Origin of the sequence: Glycomyces albidus (assembly GCF_009451885.1) — a bacterium.
In the GTDB taxonomy this organism is placed as follows: domain Bacteria; phylum Actinomycetota; class Actinomycetes; order Mycobacteriales; family Micromonosporaceae; genus Glycomyces; species Glycomyces albidus.
This window is the reverse complement of sequence record NZ_WIAO01000014.1, coordinates 26556-44359: the sequence shown is the minus strand read 5'-3', so window position 1 is coordinate 44359 and position 17804 is coordinate 26556. Positions and strand designations below refer to the sequence as shown.

Sequence of the window (17804 nt, the reverse complement as noted above, 5' to 3'; positions counted from 1 at the left end):
CGCGCCCCCACCCGGACGCGCCTGCGGCCCAAGGCAAGCGGCCTCGGCCCTGCGTCGAGGCCACATCCGAGAATCGCGACGGCCGCCACCCGGAGGCGGCCGCCGGCCGAGCAGAGGCTCCCGACAGGGGGCTCCCGCCCGGTCCGAGAGCTAGATAAAGGTGAGGCAACAACCGTGGCTGCATCAGCGAAACGCCGGCGAGGCTGGCGCAAGCGCCTCGGCGCGCTGGCCAGGTTCACCGGCGCACTGGTCATCGTCGGTGGGCTCTACTCGGTGTTCTCGCCGAGCCTGTACGCGCAGGAGGCCGAGGACAACGCGATCGACTCCGAGGTCGTCAAGGGCCAGGAGCTCTACGACACGAGCTGCATCTCCTGCCACGGCGACGACGGCGAGGGCATCGAGGGCCGCGGCCCGAGCCTCATCGGCGTCGGCTCGGCGGCCGTCGAGTTCCAGGTGAACACCGGCCGCATGCCGATGGCCGCCCAGGGCGCCCAGGCCCCCGACAACTACCCGCAGTTCACCGAGGAAGAGGCCGCCTGGATCGGCGCCTACATCGAGTACCTCGGCGGCGGCGCCTCGGTGCCCGACGACCTCGCGGCGCTCGTCGAGCACGCCGACGTCGGCGAAGGCGGCGACCTCTACCGCGTCAACTGCTCCTCCTGCCACGGCTACGCCGGCGGCGGCGGCGCCCTCTCCTCCGGCGCCGAGGCGCCCGCGCTCGAAGGGGTCTCCGACGAGGAGATCTACCAGGCGATGCTCACCGGCCCGCAGAACATGCCGGTCTTCGCGGACAACGAGCTCACCCCCGAGCAGAAGGCCGACATCATCGCCTACGTCCAGTACGTCGTCAACGACGACAAGGACCCGGGCGGCGTCTTCACCCTCGGACGGTACGGCCCGTCCACCGAAGGTCTGGCCATCTTCCTGGTCGGCATGACTGCGCTCCTGCTGACCACGCTCTGGATTGCAGGTAAATCGTGAGTGCCCACAACGACAGCGCCCGTGACGAGGTCGCGCCCGTCGACCTCGACGACCCGAAGCTGACCCGCTTCGAGGTCTACAAGGAGGGCCTGCGCCGCGACGACATCGAGATCATTCACTACGAGCCGCGCTTCCCGCGTCCGGGGACGAAGGCCGAGAAGCGCATGGAGCGCATCGTCTCCGGTCTGTTCCTGCTCTCGGGCCTCTTCGCGACCCTGTTCGTGGCCGCGTTCATCTGGTGGCCCTGGGAGTACGAGGGCGCCGCGACCTGGCGCGACCCGCAGACCTGGTACACGCCGGTCATCGGCGCGACGCTCGGCTTCTCGCTGCTGTTCTTCGCGCTCGGCGTGCTGACCTGGGCCAAGAAGCTCCTCCCGATCGAGGAGCTGGTCCAGGACCGCCACGACGGCGGCTCGTCCAAGGACGACCGGCGCATCGCCGAGTCCACCGTGGACACGCTGGTGGAGGACATGGGCCTGCGCCGCCGGCCGTTCCTGGTCAAGTCGGCCCTGCTGGCCGCCGCGCCGCTCGGCCTCGCGGCCGTCGCGCCGCTGGGAGCCCTGCTCAAGGACCCGGGCGACATGTACACCGTCACCGGCTGGAACGCCGAGCGGTACAACGACGGCGAGCCGATCCGCCTCATGATGAAGGACGGCGCGCTCGTGCGGCCGGACATGGTCTCCGCCGGCGGCCAGATCACCGTCTACCCGGCGATCGACCACGGCGCGACCAACCAGTTCCCGACCGCGCCGACGCTGCTCATCCACCTCCGCGAGGCGGACGCCGAGACCCTGCGGGGCAACCTGTACCCGATGTACCAGGACGTCGACGCCATCTGGGGCAACTTCGTCGCCTACTCCAAGATCTGCACCCACGTCGGCTGCCCGGCCTCGCTGTACGAGCAGCAGAGCCAGCGCCTGCTGTGCCCGTGCCACCAGTCGCAGTTCAACGTGGTGGACAACGCCGCCCCCGTGTTCGGCCCGGCCACCCGGCACCTGCCGATGCTGCCGATCACGGTCGACGACGAGGGCTACTTCGTCGCCACGTCGGACTTCCTGGTGCCCCCGGGCCCGGCGTTCTGGAACCGCCCGTCCCTCCCCGAGGAGGATGAGAAGTGAAACGCCGCAAAGGCACGAGCGACAGCCTGCTGACCAAGGCCGGCGGTGAGCTCGACGACCGCTTCAAGCTCGCCGCGCCGGTCCGGATCCTGTTCAACAAGGTCTTCCCGGACCACTGGTCCTTCCTCCTGGGCGAGATCGCGCTGTTCTCGTTCATCCTCCTGCTGCTCTCGGGCACGTTCCTGGCGCTGTTCTTCGAGCCGTCGATGGTCGAGGTGACCTACAACGGCGCGTACGTGCCGCTTCAGGGCATCGAGATGTCGCGGGCCTACGAGTCCTCGCTGGACCTCTCCTTCGAGGTCCGCGGCGGCCTGTTCATGCGGCAGATGCACCACTGGGCGACCCTGCTGTTCATGGCGTCGATCCTCATCCACATGCTCCGGATCTTCTTCACCGGCGCGTTCCGCGCGCCGCGCGAGACGAACTGGATGATCGGCATCATCCTCTTCTGGGTCGGCTTCTTCGAGGGCTTCTTCGGCTACTCGCTCCCCGACGACGGCCTCTCCGGAACGGGCCTGCGCATCATGGAGGGCATGACCGCCTCCGTGCCGTTCATCGGCCCCTGGGCCTCGGCGGCGCTGTTCCGCGGCCAGTTCCCGGGCACCGACGTGATCTCGATGATCTACATCATCCACGTCTTCATCTTCCCGCTGATCCTGCTGGCGCTCATCACGGTCCACATCGGCCTCGTGTTTGCGCAGAAGCACACCCAGTGGCCCGGACCGGGACGCACCGAGCACAACGTCATCGGCTTCCGCATGTTCCCGAACTACGTCATGAAGCAGGTCGGCTTCATGCTGTTCATCTGGGGCGTGATCGCCGCCATGGCGGGCCTGTTCCAGATCAACCCGATCTGGCTGTTCGGGCCGTACGAGGTGTCGGTCGTGTCGTCGGCCTCCCAGCCCGACTTCTACGTCATGTACCTGGACGGCCTCATCCGCCTGTTCCCGGCGTGGGAGTTCCGGATCCCGCCGTACTTCACGCTGCCGGCGGTGTTCTGGCCGGCGATCGCGGGCATGGGCCTGTCGGTGCTGCTCCCGCTGGTGTACCCGGCGCTGGAGCGGCGGTTCACCAAGGACCGCGCGCACCACAACCTGCTCCAGCGCCCCCGCGACAACCCGGGCCGCACCAGCCTCGGCGTCATGGTGGTCGTCTTCTGGGTCGTCGGCGCCGTCTCCGGCGGCAACGACGTGTTCGCCGAGAAGTTCGACATCAGCCTGAACGCGATGACCTGGGCCGGCCGCATCGGCATTGTGGTCCTGCCGATCATCGCGTACTACGTGACGTACCGGATCTGCCTGGGCCTCCAGCAGCACGACCGCGAGGTCCTCGCGCACGGCCTGGAGACGGGCATCCTGATGCGCGACCCGAACGGGCGCTTCTACGAGGTCCACCAGCCGCTGGCCGAGCCCGACGAGCACGGCCACACGCAGATCGAGTACAACGGCTGGGTCGTCCCGAAGAAGATGAACCGCGTCGGCGCGCTCCCGCCGACCGACCGCGGCTTCTTCAAGTCGATCGAGGAGCCGTCCGACAACGGCGGCGCCGCGCGCGACGAGATCGAGTCGGGCAAGCACTAGCGACGAACCGAGGAACGGGCCCCGCCGGATGGCGGGGCCCGTTCTCGTGCGCCCGCGATGAATCCGGTCGCCGCGTCTCGTCAGAACCGGTGACACCGCCGCGGGCGCGGCGCGAGCGTGCCCGCCCGCGGCACACGCATCGCAGGAAGGTTCGCACCCATGACAACCGAGACGCCCGCCGAGCGCGGTTTCGCGATCGCCCGAGAGCTCGACGCCCCGATCGAGGAGGCGTGGCGGGCCTGGACCGATCCCGAGTCGATCAAGCGGTGGTGGGGCCCGGACGGGTGGACCGCCCCGGTCGCCGAGGTCGACTTCCGCGAAGGCGGCACGACCCTGGTCGGCATGCAGGGGCCGCAGGGCCCGGTCCTGTACAACACCTGGACGTACCGGCGGATCGAGGAGCCGCACCGCATCGAGTTCGACTCCCGCTTCGCCGACGAGACCGGCGCGCCGGTGCCGCGCAGTGAACTCGGGCTTCCCGAGGGGATCCCCGAGGCGGTGCCCCACGTCGTCACCTTCGAACCGCTCGGCGACGCGGTCACCCGCGTGACGGTCGAGGAGTCCGGTTACCGGTCCGTCCAGGTCGCGGAGCTGTCGAAGGCCGGCCAGGAGCAGGTCCTCGACAAGATGGCGGCGCTCTTCGAGCGCTGACGGGCACCGAGCGGGAGCGCGGCCCGGAAGGCGAGGAGGGGGATCCGGCCCGCAGCCGGCCGCGGCGAAGCGCGCCCGCGAACTCCTGAGCGCGGCGTGCCGGGCCGCGTCGCCGGCGTAGCGGGAACAGGCCCCGACCGGCTGGACGAACGATTGCTTGAATCGAGCATTGTCGATACATTGAGGGAGGCACTGTCCTCATGCGGGCCTCCGCCCGGCTCGCTTCGCCCTCGAGGAGATCGATGCTCGGCCTTCGTCCGTCGCGCGCTGCGCGGTTCCTCGGGCTGGTGCTCGCCGCCTGCCTGACGCTGCTCGGGTTCGGGGTCCCCCACGCGGCCTCGGCGCATCAAGGGCCGCCTCCGGGATCCCCCACCGAGTTCTCCTGGCTGCCCGACCACCTGCGCCTCGACGGCGCCGGATTGGCATGGCGAGTCGAGTACACCTCGACCTCATTCGACGGCACCCGCAACATCGTCGGCGGGACGATCACCTTCCCGTCCGGTCGCCCTCCTGCCGGAGGATGGCCCATAGCGGCGCTCCTGCCCGGCGCGAGCGGGACCGCCGAGCAGTGCGCCCCCTCGATCGCCGGCAACCCCCCGTTCGCCACGCCGCTCCTGGAGTCCCTGCTCGCCGCCGGCTGGGCCGTCGCCGAGACCGACTACGAAGGCGTCAGCACTCCCGGTCCCAACCCCGGCATCCACGGCCCCTCCGAGGCCTACAGCGCGATCGACCTCGTTCGCGTCGCCCAGCACATCGGCATCGCCTCCCGCACCTGGGCCGCCGTCGGCTACTCCCAAGGCGGTCACGGCGCGCTCCACACCAGCGCGCTCGCCGCCGACTACGCTCCCGAGCTCGACCACGTCGGCACGATCGCCATCGCGCCGGTCACTCAGCTCCAGTTGCTGCTCTCGGCGCCCGCCGACGACCCTGGGTTCCCGGTCAACGTCTTCATGCCCTACTTCGGTGCCGCCCTCGCCGCAACCCACCCGGGCCAGTACCAACCGGCCGACTGGTTCACCCCGGCCGGACTCGCGCTCGTCGCCGCCGCCGGCGAACGCTGCACCGAGCAGATGGCGGCTCAGACAGCAGCACTCACCAACGCCGATGTCTTCACCGATGCGCCGGCGGCCATGGCCCAGATGCGCGAACTGCTCGCCGCGCAGGAGATACCGACCGCCGGCCACACCGAGCCGATTCGGATCGTCCACGGAACCACCGATGGACTGCCTTGGCAGTTCACCGAGTTGACCGCCGCCCAACTCGAGGGGGGCGGCGCCGATGTCGAGTTCGTGCCGCTCACCGGCGAGGACCATTTCAGCGTGCTGGCCGCCGCCGAGCCGATGGTGCTCGACTGGCTCGCGGCGTTCCTCGAATAGGTCCCGCAAGGTCACCGATCACCGGTCTTCATGCGCCGCTGCGCGAATCGGCCTGCTCGCCCGCAGTGAAAGGGCTGTCGTCCTAGAAGCGGTCGACGGTGGTGATGAGCTTCTCGGCCAGTTCGTCCGGGTCGAGTTTCTCGCGGGCCAGGGCGAGGTAGAGCGAGTCGAGGTCGGGGTAGCCGAGCGAGGACGCGACGCCGTGCAGGGGCTGTTCCCCGGCGAGGCCGCGGCCGCGCGCGATCAGCGACCGCCAGAGGCGGTTCTTCCCGGCCTTGAGCTCGTCCTCGAAGCGCTGCATGGGGATCACCGGCAGCTCGTCGGTGGAGTCGAGGTCGTCGGCGGCGGCGAACCAGTCGTTGATGTGCAGTTGCGCCTCGGGGGTCTTCGCGTGCTCCAGCCACTGCTTCGAGGGCCCGTACGGCTGCTCGGCGGTGAGGACCAGCTCGACGGTGTCGCCGTCGCGCAGCGGCCGCGACAGGGGCGCGATCTCGCCGTTGACGTACGCGGCGATGAGGCGGTGGCCCTTCGAGGGGCCGGAGCAGTAGGCCACGTCGACCGGGGTGGACGCCTTCGGGACCGTGAGCTGCTCGCCGTCGCCGGTGAAGACGAGGATGTCCTGGTCGGCGAGGTCGCAGCGGAGCGAGTCGAGGAACTGCCCGGAGTCGGCGACCTCGTGCTGCCAGTCGAGGAGCCGCTGGAGCCAGGGGAGCTGGATCTCCATCTGGTCCCCGCCGGACTGGCGGAGCCCGGCGACGATGCCGACCTCGGCGGTCTCGTGCATCTCGCGGGTGCGGATGAGGAACTCGATCGACTGGCCGCCCGGGCCGATGACCGCGGTGTGGATCGACTGGTACAGATTGAACTTCCGGGCGGCGATGAGGTCCCGGAACTTGCCGCCCACGGGCTTCCAGAGCTTGTGGATCGCCCCGAGTGCGGCGTAGCAGTCCGTCGCGGGCCCGTCGACGACGATGACCATGCGCGGCGGGTCGGCCGGGCCGGTGCCCGGGTGCTTCTGCATCTCGCGGTACACCGAGTACGGGTGCCGAGGCCGGTCCAGGAGCCGCGCGGCCACTTTGAACTCGCGCAGGGCCCGGCGCACCTGCGGGGCGATCGCCTCGACCTGGCGCTTGCGGTCGGTGTCGGAGCCGATGTGCTCCTTGATCCGCTGGAACACCTCGGGCTCGAGGGTCTCCAGGACGATGTCCTCGAGCTCGCGCTTGATGACGTACAGGCCGAGGCGGTCGGCGAGGGGGATGAGGACGTCCTTCGTGGCCTCGGCGATGCGGATCTGGCTGGGGCGCTTCTTGAACTTGATGGTCCGCATGTTGTGCAGCCGGTCGGCGAGCTTGATGATCATGACGCGGATGTCGCGTCCGGCCGTGAGCACGAGCTTGCGGAACGTCTCGGCCTCGGCGGCGGAGCCGAGGTGGATCTTGTCGAGCTTGGTGACGCCGTCGACCATCACGGCGATCTCGTCGCCGAAGTCGCCGCGGAGCGCTTCGAGGGAGTACGGGGTGTCCTCGACGGTGTCGTGGAGGAGCCCGGCCGCGATCGTGGGCGTGTCGACGCCGAGGTCGGCGAGGATGGTGGAGACCGCGATCGGATGGGTGATGTACGGCTCGCCGGAGCGCCGCGCCTGGCCCCGGTGCATCTGCTCGGCGATCCGGTACGCGCGGCGGACCAGGAGCATGTCGGGCTGGGCGAAGTGCGCACGGTGCGCCGCTTCGAGCTGCGCCACCTTCCCCGCGAGGTCCCACGGGTCGTCAGGTCTGGCAGTCCGAGTAGCCGAAAGCAATGCGCGCAACATGTACAGCCTCCGATGCCCAAGGTTGACCGCATTCTAGATGTACAACGATTCCTGGAGAGAATCGACACTAGACACTGTCGGATTTCGGCAGGGCGGCCGGAATGAGTGGATGACTCAGCGTACCGGAACGGGTGTGTCAGCCGAAACCGCAAGCGCCGCAAATGAATGCGAGACGACTCACGTCCGTTTCGCGCCCGGGGCCGGTTTCGGAGGGTGGAACCGTGCGTTCCCTTGGGGCAGCGGAGCGTCGGGGCGGTCGTCTCACCATGTGGTCGACGGCCCGCGGCGGCCGCGGGCCGGGTCGTGGTGGATCGCACCCTGCCAGCGCTCGGCGCCGGCGAGCGGGCTGGCCCAGGTGCCCTCGACGAGGACGAGGCGCACCTCGGGCCGGGCGATCCACTCCAGGAGCAGCCGCGCCTCGGCGGCGTGGGCCGCGTCGAGGACGTCGTCGGCGGGTTCGACGACGCGGGCGGTCCGGCGCAGCTTCGCGATGTACGGCATCGGGTCGGCGCGCGGCGGGGTCTTGACGGCCCCGGCGAGGATCCCGTGCCGGATGACGGCGACCTCCCAGCCGCCGCCCTTGGCGCGGCCGGCGGCGACCACTTCCCCGGCCGCCACGAAGTTCCTGACGCGCTGGGAGGCCGCGGCGAGGGTCAGGTAGGCCGCGAGCTCGTCGCGGCGCTCAGCGGCCGCCTCGAACCGCTCGGAGCCGGCGAGCTCCGCGAGCCGCTCGCCGACGGCCTCGGCGATGGGGGACGGGTCGCCGTCCATGGCGCGGGCGGCGCGCTCGGCGAGCGCGGCGTACTCCTCGACGGTGACCGAGTGGCGGCACGGCTCGGCGCACCTGCCGATCTCCCCGAGCACGCACGTGGGCGAGAGCTTCTTGGGGGACAGGCGGGTGCGGCACGAGCGGATCGGCAGGGCCGCCTCGATGGCGCTGATCGCGGCCTGGGCCTGGGTGCCCGAGGCCGGGCCGAGCCGGGGCGTGCCGGGCGCGGGCGGCTTGCGGGAGACCTGGAGCCGCGGGTACGGCTCCTCGGTGAGGCGCACCCAGCTGCGGTGCTCGGGGAACTTCGCGGCCCGGTTGTACGGCGGCTTCCCGCCGGAGATGAGCCGCAGTTCGGCCACGCCCGCTTCGAGCCGGTGGGCGCACTCGACGACTTCGACGCGCTCGGCCGAGGCGAGCATGTCCCGCAGGCGGCGGCGCTGCTCGGCCGCCGAGAAGTAGCTGCGGACGCGCGCGGCCACGTCGACCGACACGCCGATGTAGAGCGCCCGGTCGTCGGCGTCGCGGAAGATGTACACGCCCGGGGCGTGCGGCAGGCCGTCGGCGAGGTGGCGCTTGCGCCGCTGGAGCTCGGAGGGGATCGCGCGGCAGAACTCGTTGAGCTCGGCGTCGGTGACGACGCCGTGGCCGGAGGCCCGCTCGATGAGCCCGTGGAGGACCGCGACGGTGGCGCGGGCGTCGTCCAGGGCCCGGTGGTTCGGGGTCACCGGCGAGCCGAACAGCCGCGCGAGCGTGGCGAGGCGGCGGTTGGGGATCTCGCTCTTCTCGGTGAGGCGCCTGGCGAGGACCACGGTGTCGACGACCGGCGGCCGGGGCCAGCGGGTGTCGGTCAGCTCGCAGGCGTGGCGCAGGAACCCGATGTCGAACCCGGCGTTGTGGGCCACGAGGGTGGCGCCGTGCGCGAACTCCAGGAACATCGGCAGGACCGTCTCGATGCCGGGGGCGTCGGCGACCATCTCGTCGGTGATGCCGGTGAGCCGGGTGACGCGCGGGTCGATGGACTCGCCGGGGTTGACGAGGGTCGTGAACTCGCCGACGACCTCGCCGCCTCTGACCTTGACGGCGCCGATCTCGGTGATGCCGCAGGCGTCGGCGGCGAGGCCGGTGGTCTCGAGGTCGACCACGCAGAACGTGACCTCCTGGAGCGGGGTGCCGAAGCTGTCGAGGGTCGGCTGGCTGAAGCCAGTGCCGCCGTCGTCCGCCCGGCCGGCCGGTCCGCCGCTTCTGTACATGGCGCAACCTTAGGCGCGGCCTGTGACACCCCGCTTGCCGCGGTTGTTCGAACGTCGCGGACGCCGCAGCGCCGACCGCATCCGGTCGGTCGTGCGCGCCGACCGGCGCGAGATCCGGGCGCTCTGCTCGGCGCTGTCGGCGCGCAGCTTCGCGATGAGCGAGGCCGGCCAGAGCATGGCCCGGTACTTGACGCGCGGCTCGGCGCGCTTGTCGAGTTCGGCGTAGAGGTCGCGCAGGGCGTCGGCGAGCCCGGCCGGATCGGCGCCCCTGGGGGAGTACCGGTGGAGCGCCATCGCGGAACCGAGCGCGGTCGCGGCGTCGCGCGCGCCCGGCGCGGCGGTCCCGAGCACGCCCGCGGCCTGCCGCGGCGTGTAGGAGTCCGGAATGGACACGCCGTAGTCGAGGGCGAGGTCCATCGCCTCGTCCCACGCGGTCTCGGCGGTCAGGTTCCCCGCGCGCAGCCGGCGATTGCGCAGCGCCCCGCGCCACAGCGCGGGCGCGAACGGCACCGCCAGGAGCAGCAGCAGCGCCAGCCATCCGGGGTGGAACGGCAGCAGCGCGTCGCCCGTGCCGCCGGTCGCGTCGGCGGACGGCCCCTCGCTCGCGCCCTCCTCGGGCGGCAGGGTCTGTCCCGACGCGTCGGTCGGCGCCGCGGACGGGTCGGGGGTGATGTCGTTCTCGGTCGGCTCCTCGGCCGGGTCCTGGGCCTCGACCGGATCGGTCGCCCACGGGAAGCTTACCGAACCGGGGACGCCCCCGGCCGGGGTCGGGTCGTACGTGACCCAGCCGGGCCCTTCGTAGTACACCTCGACCCACGCGTGGTAGTCGTGGCTGGTGAGGATCCACTCGTCGCCGTCGACGCGCGAGCCCTGGGACATGCCGACGACGACGCGCGCGGCCACGTCCGCCTCGCGGAGCATCCACGCCATCGCGGCCGCGTACTGCTGGCAGTAGCCCTGCTTCGATTCCAGGAAGTCCAGGATCGCCTCGTCGTTGCCCGCGTCGGGCACCTCCAGGGAGTACGTGAACCCGTTCGAGGACGACAGGAACCGCAGGACCCCGAGGACCTTCTCGTGGACCGTCCCGGCCCCGCCGATCTCCTCCGCGACGATCTCGCCGAGCTCGGGCACGTCCGGGTGCGCGGTGTTGGCCTCCCAGCGCGCGTCGTCGCGGCTCATGCCGTCCGCGGCCGCGAGCGTCTCGGCGTCGGGCGCGGGATCGGCGTACGTGAGCGTGTAGTCCTCCACGTCGCCCATGTCGCTGCCGCTGCCGATGATCACGTCGGTGTCGGCGTCGCGGTCCCAGTTCCCGTCGATCGCCAGGTCCACCGGGTCCCCGTACACCGGGAGCACCGGCGCCTCGAGCCGGAGGTTCTGGATCTCGGCGGTGTAGGTGTCCCCCTCGGCCTCGCCGTCGAGCACGAGCGACTCGCGGCTGTCGTAGTCGTTGGGTTCGAACCCGTCGTTGGTGAGCTCGTCGAGCACGTGCATCCGCAGGTAGCGCGGGTTCGGGTCGTTCGTGACGACCCGCAGCACGTCGACCTCCTCGGGCCGGGTCAGGGAACCGGAGAGCTGCGCCCACGGGTTGACGTCCCCGAGGCCGTACGACTCGCCGCCGTCCATGCCCTCGGCGACGTTGTCGATCAGCCCGGACGTGTTGGCGGGCACCACGGTCAGCACCAGCAGCGTGACGGCCACGAACGCGGTCGCCGACCAGCGGGCCGTCCGCGCCATCGGCGACGGGAACGACCGGCCGACGAGCTGCCCGGCGCCGGTGAACCGGTGCCCGAACGAGGAGACCCGCCGGAGGTTGTCGTCGCCGAGGATCCACAGGTACGCGACCGCGGGGAGGATGAACCAGAACCAGGCCGTCGCCTCCGGCGCGACCGAGACCGGCACCAGGTACATCGTCAGCAGCGTCAGCCCGGCCAGGGCCGGCGTCCGCAGGCCCACCACGAACATGTCGTGCAGGATCGCCACGACGCCGACGCCGAGGATCGTCAGGAACATGATCCCGCCGCCGGCCTCCACCGGCGGCGAGTTCACGATGATCGCGGCCACGCCCTCCTGCGCCAGGTACGCCCAGTTCTCGAACGTCGCCGGCAGCGGGATGACGAACAGCAGCCCGGTGCCGTCGCCGAACCCGGCGGTAAGCACGACCAGGAGCGCCGCCGCCATCGCGAGCGTCTGGAGGCCCTGCCCGCGCCCGGCCGCGCGCATGAGCGACCCGGCCACGGCGATCACCGTGATCGTCAGCAGCACCGGGAACGCCCAGCCCAGGCCCTCGAAGATCCCGATCAGCGGCGTCAGCGTCAGGGCCAGGGTCGCGGCCGCCACGACGGTGGCGTGGCGCTGTGCGTTCATGCCAGAGTCCTCCACGCGCCCAGGCGGGTCCACACCCGGCGCAGCTCGGTCCCGGCCACGACCGGGATCACCTGCCATCCCGCGCTCGCGAGCGTCGCCAGCGCGGCGCCGTGCTGCTGGGCGAACACCTGCTCGCGGGGGTCGATGCGGCTCGACGGCGCCTTCGGGATCCACCGGACCGGGTCGACCACGAGCGCGGTGCAGTGCCCGCCCCGGCGCGCCAGCCGCCCCAGCGCGGCGGCCTCCTCCGGCGTCAGGTGCCCCAGGAACGCGACGATCCCGGACACCGAGCGGGCCCGCTGGGCCTTCTCCACCATGGACGCGACCGGCGCCTCGGGCGCGGCGGCCACGGTCGCCAGGTACCGCATCGCCTGGCTGTAATCGCCTTTGCGGCATTCGAAGTCGCGGTGCGCGGTGATCAGCCACGGGTCGATGCCGTCGCGCGAGAGCCGCACCGTCGCCGACGCGGCCGCGTCCACCATCCACTCGAAGCTCGACAGCTCCCCGCGGTGGGCGCCGCGCCGCACGTCCAGCAGGACGGCGGCGTTGTTCTCCCACGGCTGCTCCTCGCGGCGCACCATGAGCTGCCCGCGGTGGGCGCTGGCCTTCCAGTGGACGCGGCGCATGTCGTCGCCGCTGCGGTACTCGCGGACCGCGATGTCGTCGTTGCCGCTGATGGCGACCGTGTGCGCCGCGGACTCGCCCGAGGTCATGCCGGCGCCGCCGGGCAGCAGGAGGCTCCGCAGCGGCTGGATCCGCGGGGTCACGATGAGCTCGGTGGTCACCGGGAACTCCTGCACCGACACCGCCAGCCCGAACGGGTCCGAGGTGCGCACCGTCAGCGGACCGAGTTCGTACGCGCCGCGCGAGCCGGGCGTGATCGTGTAGTTGACGACGCTGCGCGCCCCCGGCGCGAGCCGCTCGAGCACCAGCCGCGGCCGGTTGCCCAGCCGGTAGGGGATGCGGTCCTCGAGCATGAGCGCCGCCGGCCGGCTCCGGCCGGTGTTCTGGATGCCGAGCCGCACCTGCGTGGCCTGCCCCGCCTCGACCTGCGCCGGGTTGAGGACCCGGTTCGACTCCAGCGAGGGCCGCGCCCACCGCAGGACCAGCAGGCCCCCCAGCGGGGCGATCGCCGCCAGGACCGCGGCGCGCAGGAGGTCGCCCTCGCCCACGGCCAGGGCGGTGAGGCCGACGACCACGCTCACCGCCAGCAGCGTCTTGCCGCGCCCGGTGAGCTCCACGGCTAGAACCTCCCCGGGTGCGACACCACCGGGACGTGCCTGAGGATGTCCGAGACGATGGCCTTCGTGTCGCCGCCGCCCATCGTCGTCTCCGTCGTGGGGATCAGGCGGTGCGCGAGCACCGGGACGGCGAGCTGCTGGACGTCGTCCGGCAGCGCGAAGTCGCGGCCGTCCATCGCCGCGAGCACCTGCGTGCACCGCAGGAGCTGGAGGGTCGCCCGCGGGCTCGCTCCCAGGCGCACCTGCGCGTTGGTGCGGGTCGCCGCGACCAGGTCCACCACGTACCGCTTCAGCTCCGGCGCCAGGTGCACCGCGCGCGCGGCCGCGATCATCCGCACGATCATCTCCGCGTCGGCGATCGGGCGCAGCGCGTCGAGCGGGTTGTACTCCTCGCGCCGGTCCAGGAGCGCCAGCTCCGCGTTGATGTCGGGGTACCCGATCGCCAGGCGCGCCGCGAACCGGTCGCGCTGCGCCTCCGGCAGCGGGTACGTCCCCTCCATCTCCACCGGGTTCTGGGTGGCGATGACCATGAACGGGCTGCGCAGCTTGTACGTGTTGCCGTCGACGGTGACCTGCCGCTCCTCCATGCACTCCAGGAGTGCGGCCTGCGTCTTCGGGCTGGCGCGGTTGATCTCGTCGCCCAGGATCAGGTTCCCGAAGATCGCGCCCGGCTTGAACACGAAGTCGCGCTTCTCGGGGTCGAAGATGCTCACGCCCGTCACGTCCGACGGCAGCAGGTCAGGCGTGAACTGGATGCGCCGCACCGAGCAGTCGATGGAGCGCGCGAGGGCCTTCGCCAGCTGCGTCTTGCCGACGCCCGGCACGTCCTCCAGCAGCAGGTGCCCCTCGGCGAGCATGACCGCCAGCGCCAGCTTGATCGTGTGCGACTTCCCCTCGATGACCCACTCGACGTTGGTCAGGATGGCCTCGGCCGTCGCCTTGAACTCCTGCGGAGAGAGCGGAGCGGGCCCCTGACCCTGCGCCGTGCTCTGGAGCGGCATCGTGCCGTCGGGCTGCTCGGGGGACGACTCGAAGGTCAACGGTCCTCCTGGGGAGTCGGTGAGGTGGGTGAACGGCGTGCGCCGGAACCGCCGCTTTCCCGCCATCCTACTCGGACGCGCCCAAGCGGTATGTCACGCGCCACCAGGGGACCGCTCGGCTACACTGAGGGGCATGACTCGGCGATTCGAGCTCCTTACGTAGCCGTGCGGGATGCGTCCCAGCACGGCAGCCCCAGCGTGTCTGGGGTTTTTTGCTGTCTAGGGTCAGTACCCGGAGAACGCCGACCGAACCCAGAGCCGCTTCAGGACACCAGGACGAGCCATGACCGAACCCGCACACCGCTACGACGCCAAGATGGCCAACCGGATCGAGCCGCGCTGGCAGGAGCGCTGGGAGGCCGAGCAGACCTTCCGCGCCCCCAACCCGGCCGGTGCGCTGGCCGAGCCGGACCACCCGCGGGCCGGCGCCCCCAAGAAGTTCGTGATGGACATGTTCCCGTACCCCTCGGGCGCGGGCCTGCACGTCGGCCACCCGCTGGGGTACATCGCCACCGACGTGTACTCGCGCTACCTGCGCATGGCCGGGTACAACGTGCTGCACCCCATGGGCTTCGACGCGTTCGGGCTGCCGACCGAGCAGTACGCGGTCGCGACCGGCCGCCAGCCCGCGGAGATCACCGCGGAGAACATCGCCCGCTACAAGGAGCAACTGCGGGTCCTGGGCATGGGGTACGACACGCGGCGCGAGTTCGCGACCACCGACCCCGAGTTCTTCAAGTGGACGCAGTGGATCTTCCTGCAGATCTTCAACTCCTGGTACGACACCGACGCCGACCGGGCCCGTCCGATCGGCGAGCTGATCGCCGCGTTCGAGTCCGGTGAGCGCCCCACTCCCGACGGCCGCCCGTGGGCGGAGCTGAGCGACGTCGAGCGCCGCCGCATCGTCGACGGCCACCGCCTGGCCTACGTCACCGAGGCGCCCGTGAACTGGTGCCCGGGCCTGGGCACGGTCCTGTCGAACGAGGAGGTCACCGCCGAGGGCCGCTCCGAGCGCGGGAACTTCCCGGTCTACACCCGCACCCTGAAGCAGTGGATGCTGCGGATCACCGCCTACGCCGACCGGCTGCTGGCCGACCTGGACGGCCTGGACTGGTTCGAGTCCCTGAAGACCATGCAGCGCAACTGGATCGGCAAGTCCACCGGCGCTTACGCGGACTTCGCGACCTACGCGGGCGACATCCGCGTCTTCACCACCCGCCCCGACACCCTGTTCGGCGCCACCTACATGGTCCTGGCCCCCGAGCACCCGCTGGTCGACGCCCTGACCGCCGAGACCTGGCCCGCCGACGTGCCGGCCGCCTGGACCGGCGGGCACGACACCCCCGCCGGCGCCGTCGCCGCCTACCGCGCCGAGGCCGCCGCCAAGACCGACGTCGAGCGCCAGGCCGACGCCAAGGTCAAGACCGGCGTCTTCACCGGCGGCTACGCGACCAACCCGGTCAACGGCGAGACGATCCCGGTGTTCATCGCCGACTACGTCCTGGCCGGGTACGGCACCGGCGCGATCATGGCCGTCCCCGCCCACGACGAGCGCGACTTCGCGTTCGCCAAAGCCTTCGGCCTGCCGATCCGCCAGGTCATCGCGGGGGCGACCCCGTGGGACGGCGAGTCCGCCTACACCAGCGACGGCGAGGCCGTGAACTCCGGCTTCCTGGACGGCCTGCGCGTCCTGGAAGCCAAGGAGCGCGTCATCGCATGGCTGGTCGAGCACGGACGCGGCGAGGGCGCGACGACCTTCCGCCTGCGCGACTGGCTGTTCAGCCGCCAGCGGTACTGGGGCGAGCCGTTCCCGATCGTCTACGACCAGACCGGCCTGCCGGTGGCGCTGCCCGAGGAGCACCTGCCGGTCGAGCTGCCGCACATGGAGGACTTCTCGCCCAAGACGTTCGACCCCGAGGACGCCGACTCCGCGCCCGAGCCCCCCCTGGGCCGCGCCAAGGACTGGGTCGAGGTCGAACTGGACCTGGGCGACGGTCCCAAGACCTACCACCGCGAGGTCAACACCATGCCCAACTGGGCCGGGTCCTCCTGGTACGAGCTGCGCTACACCGACCCGCGCTCGGACGACCGGATCGTCGACCCCGCCAACGAGTCCTACTGGATGGGCCCGAGCGGGGAAGGCGATGTCGGCGGCGTCGACCTGTACATCGGCGGCGTCGAGCACGCCGTCCTGCACCTGCTGTACGCCCGCTTCTGGCAGAAGGTCCTGTTCGACCTGGGCCACGTCTCCAGCCGCGAGCCGTTCCGCCGCCTGTTCAACCAGGGCTACATCCAGGCGTACGCCTACACCGACGACCGCGGCGTGTACGTCCCCGCCGAGGAGGTCGAGGAGCAGGCCGACGGCGTGTTCACCTACCAGGGCCAGAAGGTGAACCGCGAGTACGGCAAGATCGGCAAGTCCCTGAAGAACGTCGTCACCCCGGACGGGATCTGCGCCGAGTACGGCGCCGACACCTTCCGCGTGTACGAGATGTCGATGGGCCCGCTGGCCGACTCGAAGCCGTGGGAGACCCGCGCGATCGTCGGCTCCCAGCGGTTCCTGCAGCGCCTGTGGCGCAACATCGTCGACGAGGAGACCGGCGAGGTCACCGTCGCCGACGTGCCGCCCTCGCCCGAGACGCTGCGCGAGATGCACAAGGCGATCGCGGGCGTCCGCGACGACTACGAGCACCTGCGCATGAACACCGCCGTCGCCAAGCTGATCACGCTGAACAACCACCTGACCGGCCTGGACCCGGTGCCGCGCGAGGCCGCCGAGGCCCTGGTGGCCATGGTCGCGCCGATCGCCCCGCACATCGCCGAGGAGCTGTGGGAGCGCCTGGGCCGCACCGGCGGCATCGCCTACGTGGACTTCCCCGAGGCCGACGAGCGGTACCTGGTCGAGGACACCGTGACCTACCCGGTCCAGATCAACGGCAAGGTCCGCGGCCGCGTCGAGATCGCCGCCGACGCCGGCGAGGAGGCCGTCAAGGCCGCCGCGCTGGCCGACGAGAAGGTCGCGGCGAACCTGGTCGGCAAGGACGTCAAGAAGGTCATCGTCGTCGCCGGCAAGATGGTCTCGATCGTCGCCAAGTAGCCGAGCACCGAGGGCGGGTCCGGTCCGGACCCGCCCTTCGTCATTCCTCGGGCGGTCTCCCGCCGCCGCCCCGGTACGTGTACGCCTCGGCCGCCTCGTTGTGCAGCAGGAGGAGCAGGGCCAGGCAGAAGGCGACGACGCCGTAGGCCGGGAGGGCGACGCCGCCGACGAGGCCGGGACCGACCACCGCCGGTAGGAAGCTGAAGCCGATCGCCACGGGTATGTGCTGGAAGCACGTCAGCAGGCCCAGTGCGATCTCGACGATCCTGGCCCAGTTCTGGCGGGCGGCGATGCACACCCCCAGCGCCAGGTGCGCCGCGGCGGCCGCGGCGGCCGCGGCCGCGAGCGCCAGCGCCAGTCGCGGGTTCGGGTCCGAGGCGGAGCGGATCAGCGCCGCGGCGGCGACCAGCGCCAGCCACAGGACGTCGCAGCCGATGAGCGCGAGCGCGCCGACGATCTGCGGGGGGATCGGGTGGTGGTACACGGGTTTCGTCTGCAGGGGTTCCATCTTCGCAGGATATCGCCTT

The 17804-nt window shown here is 71.3% G+C and carries 12 protein-coding genes; 6 read left to right on the top strand and 6 right to left on the bottom strand.

Annotated elements, in window-relative coordinates:
- Positions 1 to 174 precede the first annotated feature (174 nt).
- The 5 genes from qcrC to GFD30_RS12920 all read left to right on the top strand — a co-directional run bounded on the left by qcrC (position 175) and on the right by GFD30_RS12920 (position 5706).
- Complete coding sequence (gene qcrC / locus GFD30_RS12940) at positions 175 to 981, top strand: cytochrome bc1 complex diheme cytochrome c subunit (protein ID WP_322633208.1); 807 nt, start codon at positions 175 to 177, stop codon at positions 979 to 981.
- On the top strand, positions 975 to 2099 hold the full coding sequence (qcrA, locus tag GFD30_RS12935) for a cytochrome bc1 complex Rieske iron-sulfur subunit (protein ID WP_407649043.1): 1125 nt from the start codon (positions 975 to 977) through the stop codon (positions 2097 to 2099). The genes qcrC and qcrA overlap by 7 nt, the downstream gene beginning before the upstream one ends.
- Positions 2096 to 3679: a cytochrome bc1 complex cytochrome b subunit gene (gene qcrB, locus GFD30_RS12930; protein ID WP_322633206.1), complete on the top strand. Its 1584-nt coding sequence runs from the start codon at positions 2096 to 2098 to the stop codon at positions 3677 to 3679. Before qcrA ends, qcrB begins: the two co-directional genes overlap by 4 nt.
- A gap of 159 nt (positions 3680 to 3838) precedes the next feature.
- The gene (locus tag GFD30_RS12925; protein WP_153025621.1) at positions 3839 to 4330 is read left to right on the top strand and encodes an SRPBCC family protein; all 492 of its coding nucleotides are present in this window, start codon (positions 3839 to 3841) and stop codon (positions 4328 to 4330) included.
- A gap of 242 nt (positions 4331 to 4572) precedes the next feature.
- Positions 4573 to 5706: a lipase family protein gene (locus tag GFD30_RS12920; protein ID WP_194201951.1), complete on the top strand. Its 1134-nt coding sequence runs from the start codon at positions 4573 to 4575 to the stop codon at positions 5704 to 5706.
- 82 nt (positions 5707 to 5788) lie between these two features.
- Here GFD30_RS12920 and GFD30_RS12915 read toward each other — a convergent pair whose 3' ends face one another.
- The 5 genes from GFD30_RS12915 to GFD30_RS12895 all read right to left on the bottom strand — a co-directional run bounded on the left by GFD30_RS12915 (position 5789) and on the right by GFD30_RS12895 (position 14141).
- Positions 5789 to 7504, bottom strand: a complete 1716-nt coding sequence (locus GFD30_RS12915; RefSeq protein WP_227996197.1) for a RelA/SpoT family protein — start codon at positions 7502 to 7504, stop codon at positions 5789 to 5791.
- Positions 7505 to 7777: 273 nt separating this feature from the next.
- Positions 7778 to 9535, bottom strand: coding sequence for a DEDD exonuclease domain-containing protein (locus tag GFD30_RS12910; protein WP_153025618.1), 1758 nt, complete (start codon positions 9533 to 9535; stop codon positions 7778 to 7780).
- A gap of 9 nt (positions 9536 to 9544) precedes the next feature.
- Positions 9545 to 11899, bottom strand: a complete 2355-nt coding sequence (locus GFD30_RS12905; protein ID WP_194201950.1) for a transglutaminase TgpA family protein — start codon at positions 11897 to 11899, stop codon at positions 9545 to 9547.
- Positions 11896 to 13140, bottom strand: a complete 1245-nt coding sequence (locus tag GFD30_RS27940) for a DUF58 domain-containing protein (protein ID WP_153025616.1) — start codon at positions 13138 to 13140, stop codon at positions 11896 to 11898. The genes GFD30_RS12905 and GFD30_RS27940 overlap by 4 nt, the downstream gene beginning before the upstream one ends.
- 2 nt (positions 13141 to 13142) lie before the next feature.
- Positions 13143 to 14141 (bottom strand): AAA family ATPase, encoded by a 999-nt coding sequence (locus tag GFD30_RS12895; protein ID WP_153025698.1) that lies wholly within the window; start codon positions 14139 to 14141, stop codon positions 13143 to 13145.
- A gap of 322 nt (positions 14142 to 14463) precedes the next feature.
- Here GFD30_RS12895 and leuS point away from each other — a divergent pair, with 322 nt between their 5' ends.
- Entirely contained in the window at positions 14464 to 17277 is a 2814-nt protein-coding gene (leuS, locus tag GFD30_RS12890) for a leucine--tRNA ligase (protein ID WP_153025615.1), read from the top strand.
- A gap of 40 nt (positions 17278 to 17317) precedes the next feature.
- On the opposite strand, the gene GFD30_RS26280 is transcribed toward leuS, so the two are convergent.
- Positions 17318 to 17785, bottom strand: a complete 468-nt coding sequence (locus GFD30_RS26280; RefSeq protein ID WP_194201949.1) for a hypothetical protein — start codon at positions 17783 to 17785, stop codon at positions 17318 to 17320.
- Positions 17786 to 17804 lie beyond the last annotated feature (19 nt).